Origin of the sequence: Okeania hirsuta, assembly GCF_003838195.1 — a bacterium.
Lineage (GTDB): Bacteria > Cyanobacteriota > Cyanobacteriia > Cyanobacteriales > Microcoleaceae > Okeania > Okeania hirsuta.
The window spans coordinates 29,376-43,914 of the sequence record NZ_RCBY01000040.1 but is presented as its reverse complement, the minus strand read 5'-3'; the positions used below and the strand labels follow the sequence as shown (position 1 = coordinate 43,914).

Annotated in this window: 10 protein-coding genes and 1 pseudogene; 9 read left to right on the top strand and 2 right to left on the bottom strand. The window is 33.8% G+C overall.

Features of this window, described 5'->3' with window-relative positions; genetic code table 11:
• Positions 1-958 precede the first annotated feature (958 nt).
• Positions 959-1,899: pseudogene (locus D5R40_RS09645) on the top strand (MBL fold metallo-hydrolase).
• A 394-nt stretch (positions 1,900-2,293) separates the two neighbouring features.
• Here the strand turns inward: D5R40_RS09645 and D5R40_RS09640 are convergent.
• On the bottom strand, positions 2,294-3,211 hold the full coding sequence (locus D5R40_RS09640) for an Rpn family recombination-promoting nuclease/putative transposase (protein ID WP_124154562.1): 918 nt from the start codon (positions 3,209-3,211) through the stop codon (positions 2,294-2,296).
• Between the two features lie 166 nt (positions 3,212-3,377).
• Between D5R40_RS09640 and D5R40_RS09635 the strand changes: the two genes are divergently transcribed.
• From D5R40_RS09635 to D5R40_RS09620, 4 genes are all read left to right on the top strand, one after another.
• A complete protein-coding gene (locus D5R40_RS09635) occupies positions 3,378-3,611 on the top strand; it encodes a hypothetical protein (RefSeq protein ID WP_124145307.1) in 234 nt (77 codons plus the stop codon).
• Positions 3,599-4,045 carry a type II toxin-antitoxin system VapC family toxin gene (locus D5R40_RS09630; protein WP_124145308.1) on the top strand — a complete coding sequence of 149 codons (447 nt, stop codon included), beginning with the start codon at positions 3,599-3,601 and terminating at the stop codon, positions 4,043-4,045. Before D5R40_RS09635 ends, D5R40_RS09630 begins: the two co-directional genes overlap by 13 nt.
• A gap of 275 nt (positions 4,046-4,320) precedes the next feature.
• A complete protein-coding gene (locus D5R40_RS09625; protein ID WP_124154561.1) occupies positions 4,321-10,605 on the top strand; it encodes a WD40 repeat domain-containing protein in 6,285 nt (2,094 codons plus the stop codon).
• A gap of 79 nt (positions 10,606-10,684) precedes the next feature.
• Positions 10,685-11,329: a Uma2 family endonuclease gene (locus D5R40_RS09620; RefSeq protein ID WP_124154560.1), complete on the top strand. Its 645-nt coding sequence runs from the start codon at positions 10,685-10,687 to the stop codon at positions 11,327-11,329.
• A 67-nt stretch (positions 11,330-11,396) separates the two neighbouring features.
• On the opposite strand, the gene D5R40_RS40895 is transcribed toward D5R40_RS09620, so the two are convergent.
• On the bottom strand, positions 11,397-11,525 hold the full coding sequence (locus D5R40_RS40895; RefSeq protein ID WP_282433618.1) for a hypothetical protein: 129 nt from the start codon (positions 11,523-11,525) through the stop codon (positions 11,397-11,399).
• 63 nt (positions 11,526-11,588) lie between these two features.
• On the opposite strand from D5R40_RS40895, the gene D5R40_RS09615 reads away from it, so the two are divergent.
• From D5R40_RS09615 to deoC, 4 genes are all read left to right on the top strand, one after another.
• Positions 11,589-12,230, top strand: a complete 642-nt coding sequence (locus D5R40_RS09615; RefSeq protein WP_124154559.1) for a Uma2 family endonuclease — start codon at positions 11,589-11,591, stop codon at positions 12,228-12,230.
• A 69-nt stretch (positions 12,231-12,299) separates the two neighbouring features.
• Positions 12,300-12,974 (top strand): Uma2 family endonuclease, encoded by a 675-nt coding sequence (locus tag D5R40_RS09610; protein WP_124154558.1) that lies wholly within the window; start codon positions 12,300-12,302, stop codon positions 12,972-12,974.
• A gap of 272 nt (positions 12,975-13,246) precedes the next feature.
• Positions 13,247-13,435: a 30S ribosomal protein S21 gene (rpsU, locus tag D5R40_RS09605; RefSeq protein ID WP_011613894.1), complete on the top strand. Its 189-nt coding sequence runs from the start codon at positions 13,247-13,249 to the stop codon at positions 13,433-13,435.
• 345 nt (positions 13,436-13,780) lie between these two features.
• Positions 13,781-14,461, top strand: a complete 681-nt coding sequence (gene deoC, locus D5R40_RS09600) for a deoxyribose-phosphate aldolase (protein WP_124154557.1) — start codon at positions 13,781-13,783, stop codon at positions 14,459-14,461.
• Positions 14,462-14,539 lie beyond the last annotated feature (78 nt).

Sequence of the window (14,539 nt, the reverse complement as noted above, 5' to 3'; positions counted from 1 at the left end):
AGGTAAAAATACTCTCCTAATGAGGAGAAACAATGAATTAATTTTCCTTTTATTCTATCCTATCCGTTTTTAGGGAGAGGTAATTATCAATTATCAATTATCAATTATCCATTATTTTTATAGCAATATGATTTAACTTGTGAAATATTGGAGAATTTTAGGGAACAGGGAACAGGAAAAAGGGAACAGGGAACAGGGAGCAGAAAAAAAGAAAAAAATGAATATATATGAACATGATAACTGCTATATTCTCTACTTTGAAGGAACATTCAAATTCTTACATCTGAATTCCTGTCGGAAAATGTTAAAATCAAGTAAGCATTCAAGCCCAACTATCAGTTATCAGCCATAAGCTAATATCAATTCATAATAAAAATTATATAGCTGTTGAAGTGAGAATATTTTTCGTTCTTTCCCCTTGTTCCCTACTCCCTAATTCCTAAATTTTTTCTTGTGGTTATTCCAACATACAGAATATAATTATCTTTGTCAGAGGGATTATACCAATACCAAAAAGTAATGTTATACTTGGCTGAAACTTCAGTTATCAAGTAATTAATACAGGTCTAATAACTTATTTCCTAATTATTAGCAAGTTAATACTAATTATTCTGATGTTTGTCTCTCCCCCAATCCCCCACTCCCTTATCGAAGAATTAATAATAAAATAATTAAATAATTAAATAATTCAGGTTTAAAGCCTCCCCTTGAAAGGGGAAAAAATAATTTTTTTCCTTTTAGTCAATCCTCTTTCTTTTAGGGAGAAGTAATTATCAATTATCCATTATCCATTATCCATTAATGAATCCCCTACTTAAAAAAGTGTAGAAAAGTTTTTGATAAATGGTATTATTATTAACAGGTTAAGCAAAAATAAAAAGCTGACCGCTGACCGCTAATAGCTAAATGCTTACAAAATTAATCATAATTCATAATAAGCTTTTTTGAATAGGTAAAAATGGCTAAAATTAAATTACGACGTACTGAAAATATTAATGGCGATATATACGTTGATAGTACCTGTATAGACTGTGATACTTGTCGCTGGATGTCACCTACAGTTTTTCATCGAAATGGAGATAAATCAGCAGTTTATCATCAACCAAAAAACGACAAAGAAAGACAGGAAGCAATACAAGCTTTACTATCTTGTCCGACAAATTCTATCGGTACTATTGAAGCACCAAAAGATATTAAAAAAATTCAGCAAACCTTGCCAATTTTAGTAGCAGATAATGTTTATCATTGTGGATATCATTCAGAAAAATCTTTTGGAGCAGCTAGTTATTTTATTGTCAGACCAGAGGGGAATATTTTAGTAGACTCACCCCAATTTTTACCTCCATTAGTGAAGCGTTTGGAAGAAATGGGAGGAATTAAATATATGTATTTAATTCCTCCCAATTTTTACCTCCATTAGTGAAGCGTTTGGAAGAAATGGGAGGAATTAAATATATGTATTTAACCCACCAAGATGATGTAGCAGACCATCAAAAATTTAGACAACATTTTAACTGCGATCGCATTCTTCATGTAGATGATATTTCTTCAACTACTAATAATGTAGAAATAAAATTAACTGGAACAGAACCATTTTCCCTAAGTCCTGATTTATTAATTATTCCTGTACCTGGTCACAGTAAAGGTCATACAGTCTTACTATATGGAAAATTTTTATTTACTGGCGACCATCTAGCTTGGTCTAGTCGTTTAAATCAACTTTATGCTTTTCGCCGTTATTGTGGGTATTCTTGGTCAGAACAAATTAAATCTATGGGTAAACTTATACCTTATAGTTTTGAGTGGGTATTACCTGGTCATGGTCATCGATATTATGCTGATACAAAAACCATGGAACAACAGTTACAAAAGTGTATTAATTGGATGGAAAAATTATGAGTTTTTCTAACAGTTATGTCGCTCTATATAAAATAGGTAGAACAGTTATAACTAGGCTCGTAGTTGGGCTTTAGTCCTAATACCAAATTGATAAATGTTTGCTACAAATAGTTAGGGTATTTATTAGAATTTCCTACGGAATGCTCCGCAAACAGAATTGCTGAATAGATAGATTTAATATCATTTTTGATGTTGTAAATTATATTTTTCGTCAAATAGACTTGAGATGAAAGTATTTTTATGATGCTTATTATTCGAACACATTCTTTTTTCATGGATGGTATAATATAAGTATTGTAAGGGCTAAAGCCCAACTACAAACAAAAACTTTATTATAAGTAATTATCCACTAGGGTATCTGCCCTAGAAGGGGCACATGATATAATCTATTCAATTAAGAAGGCGAATTTTCCTCCAACCAACTTTCTAAATCCTCCAAACTATTAAAATCCAAAATATCCTCCGTTAAACTTTCCAAATCTGACAAAAGTAAATCTTCAATCTGATTATTTATTGTCTCTGGAATTTCTCCAAAACGTTTTTTCAGTAAACGCATAACCAGAGCAATTGTTTGATTCAACCTTCCTTGTTCTTCTCCTTGTTCTTTCGCATAAGTTATCCGTCCTCTTTCATCTTGCATTGCAATTGCTCGACGCTCAACTATATCTAATTCTTCTACCGTCATATTAATTCTATTAGCAATATTTAAAGCTTTTTCTATTTCAGAAACTTCCCCTAAATTTTCAGGAATACTATCCAATCTGTTAGCCTCTTTCAGAAAATAAATCCATTTATCCGTCAAAGTATTTAACTCAGATAAAGCTTTCTTAAATTTCGGCAACTCTAAGAAAATTAATCGTAATTGTTTATCAAGACATTCAAAATTTTTAGTCTCCTCCTTAAATACAAACTTATTGATAAAATCATCCTTTTTTTCAAACAGAATAAAATCTGTAATTGTCACGGCTATGGCTGGATTTAGTAGCAGATAATCTTCTCCAGTTTCTAACTGATTGGCATAAGCTTTAGCCAAATTGTAAGCTACTCGTTTGTTGAAACCTGCCATTCTAGCTACTTGCATTTCAATAACTACAATTGAGCCATCTACTAAAACTGCTTTTATATCTAAATAGGTGTCTTTTAAATTGATTAATTGACCGGGATTAAAAGGGTTAAGAATTGTTAGAGATTGAATTACTTTTTTGCCTCCATAAATTATGGCATTGAGAAAGCTGATTAAGATGTCTTTGCTTTGTTCGGAGCCAAATATTTTTTTGAAGGCGTAATCGACCTTGGGATTGATAAATTTCATAATGGTTTTGATATAGTTTTATATTAGGGGACTTTTGAGCCAGGTTTACAATTAACAAATTTGGCAACTATTATAGCATATTCCAAGTATGTAAAATATAGATTTATATCTGCTATAGTAATAGTAAGTATCTCACTCAAATAGTAGACAAAAAGGAAGTTATACTATGAACGAAAATATTGTTTCTGTGGAAAATGTAATTAAACAAATAGATGGAATGAATCTGGATCAACAATTAGAATTAATTGCTTATATTGCTAATAAAATTCAGAAATATAAATCTTCATCCAACAAAAAAAGTTCTTTAAAAAGTATCATCGGTAGTGGCAAAGGATGTTTTGCGACTCCAGAGGAAGTAGATAATTTTATTAATCAAGAGCGAGGTCAATGGGAATTTTAGAAGCAATCACAGGAACACGAGTTTATTTAGATACTAATATCTTTATTTATGCAGTAGAAGGATATGCTGAATTTCAAGCTTTATTAAATGAGTTATTTGAGGCTTTTGATAATGGAAGTCTCAAAGCAATTACTAGCGAATTAACTTTAGCAGAAGTTTTAGTAAAACCATTAATTGAGAATAATACTGAAGTTTGTTTAATTTATGAAAATGCCATCCAAAATTCGCAATTGCTTAAAGTAGTACCAATAAATCGAAAAATTCTGATAGAATCAGCTCGATTAAGAACCATGATTAATTTAAGACTGCCAGATGCAATTCATGGTGCAACTGCAATTTTAAATGGATGTGAAACTTTTTTAACTAACGATAAACGCTTAGAAGCTCTTTCTGGTATTAACGTTCTTATTTTATCTAATTTGTTGTCTAGTTAATTAACCGAAGTAATATTATTTTCGGTGCATGGCAGTGGGAGCATCTTGCTCCCGTCTTAGGTGTTGCTTGTTCCCATTTTAGAAAGTTGTTGTTGCTACGGGATGACGTTGCGATCGCTTTAGTCGATTAATTTTATAATTTAAATTGAATAAAAAATCATGCGCAGGGGCGAGCAACCCCCAATATATATATTGTATCACAATTTTTTATGAAATACTACCTGAAAAAGTTCTGAATCTAATTACATCAATGCTAGCGGACTTAATCTAACAAAATGACAAACCCAAACAAACTAGAAAATCTTTCACAGAAAAATCAAAATTCTTTACAGGAATTAGCTTTTGCTCTTGAAGCTGAAGGGAAAAATTTTTCCTTGATTTTAGTTCATTGTAATTTTAAGAGTTTACAACATAATCTCATACAAAGATTAGCTAATATCTGTTCTGTAAAAGTTCAGCAACTTAATTTAGAACCTTCTGCAATTACTCTCTATTCTACTATTGAAAAACAAATAGGAAATGAACAATTTCAAGCTTTAATGGTATTGGGTTTAGAGTCGGTGAAAGAAATTTCTCGACTATTGCCTAGTGCGAATCAAATTCGGGGAGAATTTAGCGATAATTTTCACTTTCCATTGGTGCTATGGGTGACGGATAATGTGTTAGCTGAAATGATTCGTTTGGCTCCAGATTTTTATAGTTGGGCAGTCACAATTGATTTTGAAGCTTCGGCAGATGATGTGGTTGATTTTATTCGGTCAATTAGCGAAGATGTTTATTACAAAACTTTTGAATCTGGGAATATTTTTCTGGGTAAAGATGATTTTGATAGTTGTACAGATATCCAACTTAAGGCGGCTTTTCAAGAGTTATTAAATGGTGGGGTAAAAATAGAGTCAGAATTAGAGGCAAGTTTAGAATTTGCTCTGGGAAGATTAGGTGATGATTTGGAGGAATCTCGGCAGCATTATGAGCAGAGTTTGGAGTTGTGGAAACAAAATAATAATCTGGTAAAACAAGGATATTTGTCATTTTATTTGGGCTTATGGTGGCGAGACTATGCTGAAGGAAATCGTCAGGAATATCAGCATAGTTGTCTACGAGCAAAAGATTATTTTCAGGAATGTATAAATTGTTTTGAATTTGCTCAAAGGAGCGATTTAGTTGATAGATTTATCAATTATTTGGCAGAGGTTAATCATCGACTTTTGGATTGGGATGAGTTGGAAAAAGTTGCTGAAAAGGCTTTAAATATTCATCAAAGTCATCAAACCAAATTTAGGATGGCAAGAACTTATGGATTTTTAGCAGAAGTTAAGTCGAATCGAAAAGCTTGGCATGAAACTCAAGAATTTGCTGAACAAGCATTATCTTTATTAGCAGAAGCTGTTGTTGAAATATCTAATGATTCTGAAAAAACTAATCCAGTATTAGATTGGGAACTCCACTATCACAAAGGTTGGTATTTATTTTCTTTAGCTAAAGCTCAAAAAAACCTTGACCAAGTAGAAACAGCAGTTACAACTTTAGAAGCAGCAAAAACTATAACTAAGCCTAGTTACGACCCCGAACTTTATCGGTTAATTTTGAAAGAATTGGGAAATTGTTATTTCCATAGAGGAGATTATTTAAGGGCATTTAATCAAAAATTAGAACAACAAGAAATTGAGACTCAGTTTGCCATTAAAGCTTTCATTGGAGCTGGGAAATTACAGCCAAGAAAACATCGTTCTAATCCTGATTTATCCTCGATTCAAGCATCAAAAAAATTAACTCAAGAAATAGCTACTTCTGGTAGGTTGCCGGATGTGGAGAATTTAGTCAGTCGGATTAAAGTTTCTCACCATAGATTCACAATTTTGTATGGTTCTTCTGGAGTTGGTAAAAGTTCTTTAGTGGAAGCTGGATTAATTCCAATTTTGAAAGGAGATTCTGTAGATGCTAGGGATATTTTGCCAGTTTTGCAGCAAGTTTATACTGATTGGAGGCAAAATCTTGGTGATAGTTTGGTAAAGGCTATTTCAGAATTGGAAAGTAGGGAATATAATCCCCCTAAATCCCCCTTAGAAAGGGGGACTTTGAAGACTTCTCCCCTAGAAAAGGGGTGTTTTGAAGACTCTTCCCTTAGAAATATGAGGCACATTGACAATCCCCCTAAATCCCCCTTAGAAAGGGGGACTTTGAAGACTCTTTCTAATGATGACTTATTGTCAATTTTAAGAGCGCTGGAAAAGCAGAATAAAGTCACTGTTTTAATCTTCGACCAATTTGAGGAATTTTTCTTTAATAACAAGGATATAAATCAACGACTACAATTTTATGATTTTCTCCAAGAATGTTTGAAAATATCTTTTGTCAATGTAATTATTTCCCTGCGGGAAGATTTCATTAACTATCTTTTAGAATGTAATCGTCTGGTCAGTTTAGATATTATTAATAATGACATTCTCAGCAAAAAGCATATCTATTATATTGGTGATTTTTCTATCGAAAATGCTAAGTCGGTAATTCAAGGGATAACATCCCAGACTACTTTTACTTTAACCCCAGAATTAATAGATGAATTAGTCAAAGATTTAGCAGGAAATTTGAATACTGTGCGACCAATTGAGTTACAAATTGTGGGGTCGCAGTTGCAAAATGAGAATATTACTACTTTAGTAGAGTATCAAAAAAAGGGTCCGAAACAAGCTTTCGTCGGGCGGTATTTAGAGGAGGTAATTAAGTATTGCGGACCGGAGAACGAAAGGTTAGCAAAAGTAGTTTTATATTTCCTCACAGATGAGAATAATACTCGCCCTCTGAAAAGTCGGGTGGAGTTGGAAGAATATACAGAAAAACCCGAACGGATGGAATTAATTTTAACTGTTTTAGTTAAGTCTAGGTTGGTATTTAGAATTCCCGCAAGTCCTTCAGATAATTATCAATTAGTTCACGATTATTTGGCATATTTTGTCAGAAAAGAAATGTCAGAAGCAGCTCAGATATCTGCTGAGTTGGAGAAGGAAAGAGAGCTGCGGAAACAGACAGAAAAAATGTTAAATGATGCTTTGAAAAAGCAATTAAATTCTGCCCGTCGTGCGGCTATTACTTTAGGGGGAATGATGTTGGCATTTGGGGCAGTTGCTATTATGTCTACCTTAGTTGGAGTTAACACTTATTTGTTAGGTTTAAGTTCTGCTTCTAAGCAAAATCAAGAATTAGATCGGTTAGTATCTGCTATTGAAACAGGAAAGAAATTAAAATGGTTATCCTTTGGAGCAATGCCAGAAATAAAACTGGAAGTTTTGTCAGAATTAAGTACAGCAATTCAGGAAGTAAAAGAGTTTAATAGATTTAAACATGAGGATGGTGTAACTCATATTAGTGTTAGTAATGACGAGAAAATGATTGCTACGGGAAGTAAGGATGATACGGTAAAAGTTTGGTGGGTTGATGGTAGTCAAGAGGAAAAAACTTTTGACGAACATAAGGATGATATTACCCAGGTTGGCTTTAGTTCTGATGGTAGAATGATTGCTTCTGCTAGTAAAGATAATTCGGCAGTAGTTAGGTGGTTAGATGATAGTAGAGAATCTATTTCTTTACCACATAATGAGGAGGTACTGGATGTTAGTTTTAGTTCAGATAATCAGTTTGTAGCGACAGGTTGTAAAGATGGAAAAGTTCAAATTTGGAGTGTAAAAGATGGTAGTTTAGTGAAAACTTTTGATAGTCATACTGCTCCTGTTGCCCACGTTAGTTTTAGTCCGAATGGTAAAATTGTTGCTTCTGCAGATAATTATGATAATGTGAAACTTTGGTTTATTGATGAAGAGAAAGAAGTAGAGATTGATAATTATGCTACGACTGATATTGAGTTTATAGATGATGAAACTATTATTTTTTCGAGCCGAGGTAATGATTTTAAAATCTATAAAGTGAATGGAGAACTTATAAAAAGATATGGTGAATCTTTAGCAGATTATACTCATAATATTATTAGTAATCATAGAATGTTTATAGTTTATGTTGATGATTATAATCAAAATTATGCACAAATATTGACAAGAAGCAATTATCATACTTACCTCCGTTATTTATACACTTTTCAACACGGAAATTTAAAGAATCATAGTGAAAATATATCTCATCTAAGCTTTAGCCCCTATGACAAATTTATAATATCAGCTAGCGAAGACGATACAGTAATACTTTGGAAAATAGACAATTTTTTGAAAATTTTTGATTACCATAGTCCTTTTTTTTTCCTGCATCGGAAAAACAGTTTTGATAAATCTTTAAATGCAGATATTGTACCAATTAATACATCCCTCAAAAAAATCGAAATACAGCAACAGGATAAAAATTTGATAACAACAATAATTGTGCCACATTCTTATGTTTTTAGTTTCAGTCGTAACAATCAAAATTTCATTACTAATAGTGATGACTATAGTTACACTCCTAAATTGTGGAATACTGACAAGAAAGAAATAGCTTTACAGAAAAATACTGGATATCTAAAAAACATCAAAGTTAGCCCTGATGCAAAAACAGTTGCAGCTATTAATAATAATAACATTATTCAATTGTGGAATAACAAAGGATTTCCACTAAAAATTCTAGAACATAATCAAGTAAAAAAACTGGCTTTTAGCCCAGATAGCCAAATTATTGCTTCTGTCAGTTTTTATGGCATTAAAATTTGGAGCAATGAAGGTGAATTAATTGCGGAATTAGATGGAGATTATCAAAAACTACAAGATATTTTTTTTAGTCCAGATAGTCAGGTCATTACTGTTATATGTGATAATCAAGGGATATTTTTGAATAGAAGCGGTAAATTAATAAATTCTTTTGATGGCCATAATGAAAAAATTGAAAAAATTCTTCTCAGTCAAGATAAACAAATAATTGCTACTCAAAGTTACAATCAAGTCAAACTATGGAATCTTAATGGCAAATTAATTAAAGATTTAGGCGGACATCATCAGAAAGTTGAAAAGGTTATTTTCAGTCCAGATAGTCAGATTATTGCTTCTATTGGTGATGATAATTTTGCGAAAATTTGGAGAAGGAATGGTACTTATGCTGGTAAATTAGAGCACCGAGATCAAGTAGAAAGTTTGGATTTTAGCCTTGATAGTAAAATAATTATTACTCTTAGCTATAACCCTGACAGGGAAGAAAATAGTGTAATTAATCTTTGGCAAAGTGATGGAACTCTAATGAAGCCATATCAACAAATTAATGATCCTGGTATTAATAATATTGAGTTAAATCCAGCAGGCAATATTATTGTTTCTACTTCTGGTAATATTATTAAACTTTGGAATCTTGATGGAAATGTTGTTTCCCTTATAAAAGGACATTATGGAGAAATCAATGATGTCAAGTTTAGTCCAGATGGTGAAATAATTGCCACAGCTAGTGACGATAAAACTATTAAGCTTTGGAATGAAGATGGTAAAGAAATAAAGACTCTTAGAGGACATAAATACCCTGTTCAATCTATAGAATTTAGTCCAGATGGAAACTTCTTTGCCTCTATTGATGATGATGATGAATATAGTATAGACGGAGAAAAGACAATCATTTTTTGGGATAAAGAAGGTAATCTTTTAAAAAAAGATGTGAGGGGAGATAAAGTTAGATTTCAGGAGGAAAATAATTCTATTACTTCTATTACTTCTACTAATGACAGCTCAGAATGTGAGACTTTGATATTCTGGCAGCTTGATGGTAAAAAATTCAATACTCCTCAAGAATCTAAATCTTGTGATGAGTTTTCCAAAATTTTAGACTATAGTTATGATCGCCAAACAATTGCTTGGGGTAAAACAGAATATCCTTTGAAACTCTGGAGTCTTGATGGTAAGTTAATCAGAACTTTCAAGGGTCATAGTGCTTGGGTAAATAGCGCTACTTTTAACCATGATGGAACAAAAATTGTCTCTGCTAGCGACGATAAAACTATTAAAATTTGGCACAAGGATGGTCAGTTGCTCAACACTATTAAAGAAAAAGATATAGTAAACACTGCAAGTTTCAGTCCTGATGGCAAAACAATTCTCTCTGGTGGTGATGAAAAAATATTGAAGCTTTGGAGTCTTGACGGAGAATTGATTAACCCTCCTTTTGAGGAAATTCATACAGATAAAATTATTAAGGCAACTTTTAGCCCTGATGGCAAGAAGATCGCTTCAGTTAGTGAAAATAATAATGTCATAATATGGAATGTAAACACAAGAGAACACAAAGAGATTAAAAATAGCGAGGAAGTTAAAAGTATTAGTTTCAGTCCTAATAGTGATATCCTTACCATCGAACACGAATATGGTAAAGTAACACTCCATCTACTCAATGGCATCTTTGTCACAGAAACCGAACTCTACACAACCAATTCATTCTTAGGCGAAAAATTTAGTCCTGATGGGAAAGCGATCGCTGTACAAAACCAGTCAGGAGTCTTGCTATTAAATGCAGACTTAGACGACTTACTTAACCGTGCTTGTAATTGGGCGAGCGCTTATCTCAAAACTACTGAAAATGAAGATATCAAACATCTTTGCGATTAAGACCTTCCTCAAAAACATTACAATATTCTTTAACTTCATTATTATTCGAGCGTACTGATAACTGATAACCAAAATACCCATGAACAAAACCCAAACAAAACCACCCACAGACACTTGGATAACAGCAACTTGGCAAGAATATATCCAAATTATTGAAGACCCAAGTTACGAAAAAGCCAAAGTTTACTACCACAACGGAAGACTCAGAATTGAAATGTCACCAGTGGGTAACGCTCATGCTAGTGACCACGCATTTGTTATTGGAGTAGTTGGTCTGTTTGCTGCCACCAAAAACATCATGCTCAACGGTCTAGATAATGGCGCTTATGACAAAACCGAGTATCTCGCTGCTCAACCTGATGCTTCCTATTACATTGGTGAAAATGCTGATGTCATTCCTTGGGAAACTTTTATTATCGATCTTGGTATCTATCCTCCACCAACCCTAGTTATAGAAGTTGCCAATGCTTCTTTGACAGATGATAAAGGGGAAAAACGTTTGTTGTATGAAGCAATGAATGTTTCTGAATATTGGATAGTTGACGCGGCCTTGAAGGCGGAAGTTATTGCCTTTGCGGTTGCCGATGGAGGTAGTAAAAGAATTAATGAGTCTCAAGTTTTGCCAGGGTTAGCCATTTCTTTATTAGAAGAAGCACTGCAACGCACTCGCCAGGAAAATCAAACTCAAGTTTACACTTGGTTATTTAATCAGTTTCAGTCGTAGGGAATAGGGAATAGGGAATAGAGAATAGGAGTGAAAAGCATTTCCGTTGTTAAGATTCATCATTAGTCTATGTTTTAACCAATTCTTTATTAAATAATCCTTCTGACAAACTAAAATTTTCTGACAACAAAGCCACTGATAACTGATAATAGCGTAGCGCACCAGGCAACGTTAAAAATGGTGCGTTACACTCCACTTCGTTCCGCTAACACACCCTACTGGACTATAATAAAAAATACACCTTTTTTCCTGTAAACCCATGAACAAAACTCAAACACAACTACCCACAGATACTTGGATAACAGCAACTTGGGAAGAATATATCCAAATTATTGAAGACCCAAGTTACGAAAAAGCCAAAGTTTACTACCACAACGGAGGACTCAGAATCGAAATGTCACCATTAGGAAGCGATCATTCTAACGACCATGTACTTGTCGTCGCAGCAATTACCCTCTTTACCGTCACGAAAAGCATCACCCTGACTGGTAAAGATAATTGCACTTACAGCAAAACAGGATGTCAAGCAACTCAACCCGATCTTTCCTATTACATTGGCGAAAATGCTGATGCCATTCCTTGGGGAACTTCTATGGTTAACCTAGATATTTATCCTCCACCAAATCTAGTTATAGAAGTTGCCAATACTTCCCTAGCAGATGATAAAGGGGAAAAACGCTTGTTGTATGAAGCAATGAATGTTGCTGAATATTGGATAATTGACGTACAGAAGGTAGAAATTATTGCCTTTGCTATTGCTAATGGAGGTAGTCAAAGAATTAGCCAGTCTCAAGTTTTTCCAGGGTTAGCAATTTCTTTATTAGAGGAAGCACTGCAACGCAGTCGTCAAGAAAATCAAGCTCAAGTTTACGCTTGGTTATTCAATCAGTTTCAGTCGTAGAATTTGCTAAGGTAGAGCGATCGCCTATTTTGGCTATAATAAAAAATACACCTTTTTTCCTGTAAAGCAATGAACAAAACTCAAACACAATTACCCACAGACACTTGGATAACAGCAACTTGGGAAGAATACATCCAAATTATTGAAGACCCAAGTTACGAAAAAGCCAAAGTTTATTACCACAACGGAGGACTCAGAATCGAAATGTCACCAGCAAACAAGCACAGTAAAGACCACATGGTTATTACTACCATAGTTAACTTATTTGCAATGGCAAAAAAGATTAAGGTAGATGGCAGAAATGAGTGTATTTATCGCAAAACAGGACTTCGAGTGGCTCAACCAGATGCTTCCTATTATTTTAGAGAAAATGCAGATGTAGTTTCTTGGGAAGCATCTATTATTGACCTAGATATTTATCCTCCACCAAATCTAGTTATTGAAGTTGCCAATACTTCCCTTGCTGATGATAAAGGGGAAAAACGTTTGCTGTATGAAGCAATGAATGTAGCTGAATATTGGATAGTTGACGTACAGAAGCTAGAAGTTATTGCCTTTGCTATTGCTAATGGAGGTAGTCAAAGAATTAACCAGTCTCAAGTTTTGCCTGGGTTAGCCATTTCTTTATTAGAAGAAGCACTGCAACGCACTCGTCAAGAAAATCAACTCGACATTTATACTTGGTTATTCAGTCAGTTTCAATACCAGGAAATAGGCAGACTAATATCAGGTTGCTTAATATAAGCAATTCTTTCTTATTCAGAAATAATCTTGAATCATAAGTATTGACTTCGATTATACCAGAATTAGACCATTTCCTTCTTCCTTCCTCCTTCTGCTATGAAGATTAGATGATTTATGCTAATATACTAAAACTTGAACTGTTAGAGCTATTTAAAGTGGTAGCCAAAATTGGCTAACCTTGCTTTCTGTAATCAGAACTAGCAAAGAATAACTGCTTTTGCTCCACAAAACAAAAATAAAGTCAAAATATCTATTAGGAGGATAATGCATAGATGACCCAAGTGATACTAGGAGAAAATGAAGGAATTGAATCTGCATTACGTCGGTTTAAACGACAAGTTTCTCAAGCTGGAATATTCCCAGATATGAAAAAGCATCGTCACTTTGAGACACCCATTGAAAAACGGAAGCGTAAGGCAATGGCTCTACAGAAACAAAGGAAAAGACGTTCCCGTTATTAATCTTTATTGCTTTATTGTAATTTTAATTTGTTGTCAATTAGTGTCTTTCTAAGTCTATAACTCATTAAGAAGCTGTTAAGATAACTGTTGTTGAGACGCCTGGGTGCGTCTCCCTAAGACTACTAACAAAAAAAGAACTAAACATCAGCAATTACTAATATTTGGTGAGGTACAAAATTCTAGCTTTTAGGCAACAAGCAACAGCAAAGAAAAAGACAACTGTACCTCACCTAGTAGTAAAAAACCTTATATTTCAAAAATCATATTTATACATCACAATTTTCTGCTAAATTAATCTTAATTTAATAATTGAATTTGACACTATAATTTTGGGAGAGAAAAAAAATGGCTGTAGAGCAGCCGGAACTTATAGATATTTCCCCTTTTATTGACCATTCTTTATTAACAATTACCGCCACCCCAGAACAAGTTTCAAAATTCTGTACGGACGCTGAAAAATTTAAGTTTCCATCAGTTTGCGTATATCCTTACTATGTCAAACAAGTAGCTGAATTTCTCCACGGCAAACATCCAAAAGTTTGTACTGTAATTGGTTTTCCTCATGGTCAAAGTACTGGTAAAGCTAAATTATATGAAGCTTCAGAAGCTGTAGAAAATGGCGCTTCAGAATTAGATGTGATGATTAATTTGAGTCAAATCAAAACAGGCCAAACTAATGAATTACATCGGGAAATTGCGGAAATTTCTGAGGAAACTGGTAAAGCAGTTAAGGCCATTTTAGAGATGGCATTACTTACAGAAGCAGAAAAGCGATTAGCGACAGAAGTTTTAATGGATTCTGGTGTGGCCTTTATTGTTACTAATACGGGATGGTATGGTGGAGCAACGGTGGCGGATGTGCAACTGCTCAAGGAAATGACCAAGACTAATGTGGGAATTAAAGCTGCTGGAGGAATTAAAAGTTATGAGCAAGCAGTGGATCTAATTTCTGTGGGTGCTACTAGGTTAGGTACATCTCGTGGTCTAGAATTGCTCAATCAGCAAAAGGACAAATCCGGATATTGACATTATGATTTTAATAGTTTTGTGGAATGGGTTTTGTGGAATGGGCCTCTGGCCCGTTCTTTATATCCGTTCTTTATA

Excerpts from the sequence above, each read along its gene's own strand:
- D5R40_RS09640 (WP_124154562.1), bottom strand. The coding sequence starts at position 3,211 with ATGAAATTTATCAATCCCAAGGTCGATTACGCCTTCAAAAAAATATTT.
- D5R40_RS09635 (WP_124145307.1), top strand. The coding sequence starts at position 3,378 with ATGAACGAAAATATTGTTTCTGTGGAAAATGTAATTAAACAAATAGAT.
- D5R40_RS09630 (WP_124145308.1), top strand. The coding sequence starts at position 3,599 with ATGGGAATTTTAGAAGCAATCACAGGAACACGAGTTTATTTAGATACT.
- D5R40_RS09625 (WP_124154561.1), top strand. The coding sequence starts at position 4,321 with ATGACAAACCCAAACAAACTAGAAAATCTTTCACAGAAAAATCAAAAT.
- D5R40_RS09620 (WP_124154560.1), top strand. The coding sequence starts at position 10,685 with ATGAACAAAACCCAAACAAAACCACCCACAGACACTTGGATAACAGCA.
- D5R40_RS09615 (WP_124154559.1), top strand. The coding sequence starts at position 11,589 with ATGAACAAAACTCAAACACAACTACCCACAGATACTTGGATAACAGCA.
- D5R40_RS09610 (WP_124154558.1), top strand. The coding sequence starts at position 12,300 with ATGAACAAAACTCAAACACAATTACCCACAGACACTTGGATAACAGCA.
- rpsU (WP_011613894.1), top strand. The coding sequence starts at position 13,247 with ATGACCCAAGTGATACTAGGAGAAAATGAAGGAATTGAATCTGCATTA.
- deoC (WP_124154557.1), top strand. The coding sequence starts at position 13,781 with ATGGCTGTAGAGCAGCCGGAACTTATAGATATTTCCCCTTTTATTGAC.